The sequence below is a fragment of the Terrabacter terrae genome (assembly GCF_039529575.1).
GTDB lineage: Bacteria > Actinomycetota > Actinomycetes > Actinomycetales > Dermatophilaceae > Terrabacter > Terrabacter terrae.
The window spans coordinates 1-3,003 of sequence record NZ_BAAANB010000053.1 but is presented as its reverse complement, the minus strand read 5'-3'; the positions used below and the strand labels follow the sequence as shown (position 1 = coordinate 3,003).

General features: G+C 72.7%; 3 protein-coding genes. 2 read left to right on the top strand and 1 reads right to left on the bottom strand.

The genetic code is table 11. The features are described 5' to 3' along the window. The coding region (locus ABD194_RS18930) for a hypothetical protein (RefSeq protein ID WP_343994369.1) at window positions 1–255 on the bottom strand (255 nt) is incomplete at its 3' end. 59 nt (window positions 256–314) lie between these two features. Between ABD194_RS18930 and ABD194_RS18925 the strand changes: the two genes are divergently transcribed. Further along, a complete protein-coding gene (locus ABD194_RS18925; RefSeq protein WP_343994367.1) occupies window positions 315–1,799 on the top strand; it encodes a protealysin inhibitor emfourin in 1,485 nt (494 codons plus the stop codon). Between the two features lie 803 nt (window positions 1,800–2,602). Further along, a partial coding sequence (locus ABD194_RS18920) for an ATP-binding protein (protein WP_425580030.1) occupies window positions 2,603–3,003 on the top strand: 401 nt, incomplete at its 3' end.

Below are 3,003 nucleotides of genomic sequence, written 5' to 3'. Positions count from 1 at the left end.
GGACCGGCGGAAGGGGCCGAGGGCGTCGACGCGCGAGGCCAGGGCGTTGCCGATGTCGGGGGGCAGCGGCCTGCCTCCCGGTCCGGTCACCCCGGTGTGCCGGACGACCGGCGTGGCCGCGCGCCAGAGGTCGAGGGTGTCGCCCCGACCGTCGGGGCCGGGGTCGACGCCGGCTGCGATCAGCTGGTCCTTCAGCTCCTGGGGCACCTCGTCCCACGAGCCGTACTCGTGGCCCCCGATGCGGATCCTGATCACGTTCGCACCGTACGTCCGCTCGAGGGGCGACTGTCGGTGTTCCGACGCACACTGGCGGTATGACCTCGACGCCCGCATCGTCCTGCAAGCCGGCGGCGCACTGCACGATCGTGCCGCCCTACATCCTCGAGGCGCTGGCGGCCGGTGACGAGCCGGCTCTTGCCGCACGGGCCCGGGAGGCGCTGCGCCACGACGAGCAGGTGCGTGCTGCGCGCCGCACCCCGACCGCGCAGCCCACCAGCCGCAGGGCGCCGCGGCGCGAAGACGTCGCGCCTGCCGGTGCGGCCGCGGCGCTCGGCTCGGGCCCGCAGCGCACCGTCTACGACGCCAAGGGCAGCCAGACCACCCCGGGCACGGAGGTGCGCGGTGAGGGGCAGGCAGCGACCGGCGATCCCGCCGCCGACGAGGCCTACGACGGGCTGGGCGCCACGTGGCAGCTGTGGTGGACGGCCTACTCCCGAGACTCGCTCGACGGGAAGGGGATGCCGCTGCCGGCGACCGTGCACTACGGCCACGACTACGACAACGCCTTCTGGGACGGCTCCCAGATGGTCTTCGGCGACGGTGACGGCGTCATCTTCGAGCGGTTCACCAGGAGTGTCGACGTCATCGGCCACGAGCTGGCGCACGGCGTCACCGAGCACACGGCCGGGCTGCTCTACCAGGGGCAGTCGGGCGCGCTCAACGAGTCGATCTCCGACGTCTTCGGCGTCCTGGTCAAGCAGAAGGCCCTGGGCCAGAGCGCGGCGGAGGCCGACTGGCTCGTGGGTGCCGAGCTGCTCAACCCGTCGGTCAAGGGGCGGGCGCTGCGCGACATGCGCAACCCCGGCACCGCCTACGACGACCCGAGGCTGGGCAAGGACCCCCAGCCGGCCGACATGGCGCACTACGTCGACACCTCCGACGACAACGGCGGCGTCCACACCAACTCCGGCATCCCCAACCGCGCGTTCGTGCTCGCCGCCGAGGCGATCGGCGGCAACTCCTGGGAGGGCGCGGGCGCGATCTGGTATGCCGTCCTCTCCGGTGACGGGATCAAGGCCGACTGCGACTTCGCGACCTTCGCCGGCCTCACGGTCGACGCCGCGGGACGGCTGCACGGGAACGGCTCGGCGGAGCAGTCGGCGGTCCGGGCCGCCTGGGAGCGGGTGGGGGTGCTCACCGCGGGGGCCGGGGTGCCGACTCCTGCGGGCGCTGACGGTGCAACGCAGGGCAGCGGCGGTGGCGGCGGTGGCGACGCGGAGGTGCCCGGTGCCGACGCCCAGGTGCTCCTGCGACGGTCCGGCGGCTTCGCCGGCCTCGTGCGCGAGCGGCGGGTGGCCATCGGCGCGCTCCCCGAGCGTGATGCGAAGGACTGGCAGCACCTGCTGTCGGCGCCCACGCTCCAGCGCATCGCCGCCTCGACCGAGCGCACGCATCCCGACGCCTACGTCTACTCGGTGGTGTGCGACGAGGCCGGCTGCGACATCACCGTCCAGGAGCCGCACCTGCCGGAGGCGATCCACTCCCTCTTCGAGCGCACCCTCGCCGATCCGCAGGACTGAGCCCACTGACCACAGTCCGGTCGGCTCAGTTCGTCGACAGGAAGTAGGGCTCGTCGCCCTCGGGGATGTCGGACCAGCGCGGCCCCCCAGTGCCGGTAGACCTTCGCCAGGGCGTTCTGCGGCAGGTCCTCGGCGGAGTCCCGGTCGCCCGTCAGCAGGTAGGCGAGCCGTGCCAGGGCCTGTTGCCGCGGCAGTACGTATGCCGTGAAGTCGGCTGTCCGCTGCGCGTCGCCCATGACACTGTCCCCTGGTCGGTCCGTCGGCTCGGTGCCTGCGGTGGGTGGACGGGGACGCGTTGGCGGTGGACACACCCTGTGGACACCGCTGTGGACAACGTCGGTGTGAGCGGACCGGAACGAGCAGAATGGGGTGCCGACGACGTCGGCGGGAGCTCCGGACGACGAGCGGAGGACGCGACGGCGACGCGCTGGGAGGGAGCGGCGGAGACGCGACGAGTGAAGGCGCCTGAGGCGCGTTCAGGACCCGGGTCGTGATCCTCCCCTCGGATCCACGGGTTCTCGGCCGTCAAAATGGCCGTACCACGCGTCTGAGGGGGCGTTTCTCCTCACCGGACCGCTAGACTGGGTGGGTTGCGGCTCGACGTCACGTCGAGCCGCCCGCATGAGGTCTGACCACCGAGGAGAGACGTGTCCGACGCTGACGAGCCGACCACCCCCAGCACCACCACCGCCAGTTCGACCGGACCCGACTCCGCCACAGCAACCGACCTCTCCCCCGGCGCCGAGGTGCCGGGCGCCGACGGCACCACCCACGCCAACACGGCCGACGGCTCGTCGGTCGAGATCCCGGCCGGCGAGGCCCCGGCCAACGACACCGTCTCGCCCGCCCTCGCGGCTCCGGCCGACGCCCGTCCCAACGGCGTCGACTACGACGCCAGCCAGATCACCGTGCTCGAGGGGCTCGAGGCGGTCCGCAAGCGCCCCGGCATGTACATCGGCTCGACCGGCCCGCGTGGCCTGCACCACCTCGTCTACGAGATCGTCGACAACGCGGTGGACGAGGCGCTGGCCGGCTACGCCGACACGATCGACGTGACGCTACTCGCCGACGGCGGGGTGCGGGTCAAGGACAACGGGCGTGGCATCCCCACCGACATCCACCCGGTCGAGGGGATCAGCGCCGTCGAGCTCGTGCTCACCCAGCTGCACGCGGGCGGCAAGTTCGGCGGTGGCGGCTACAAGGT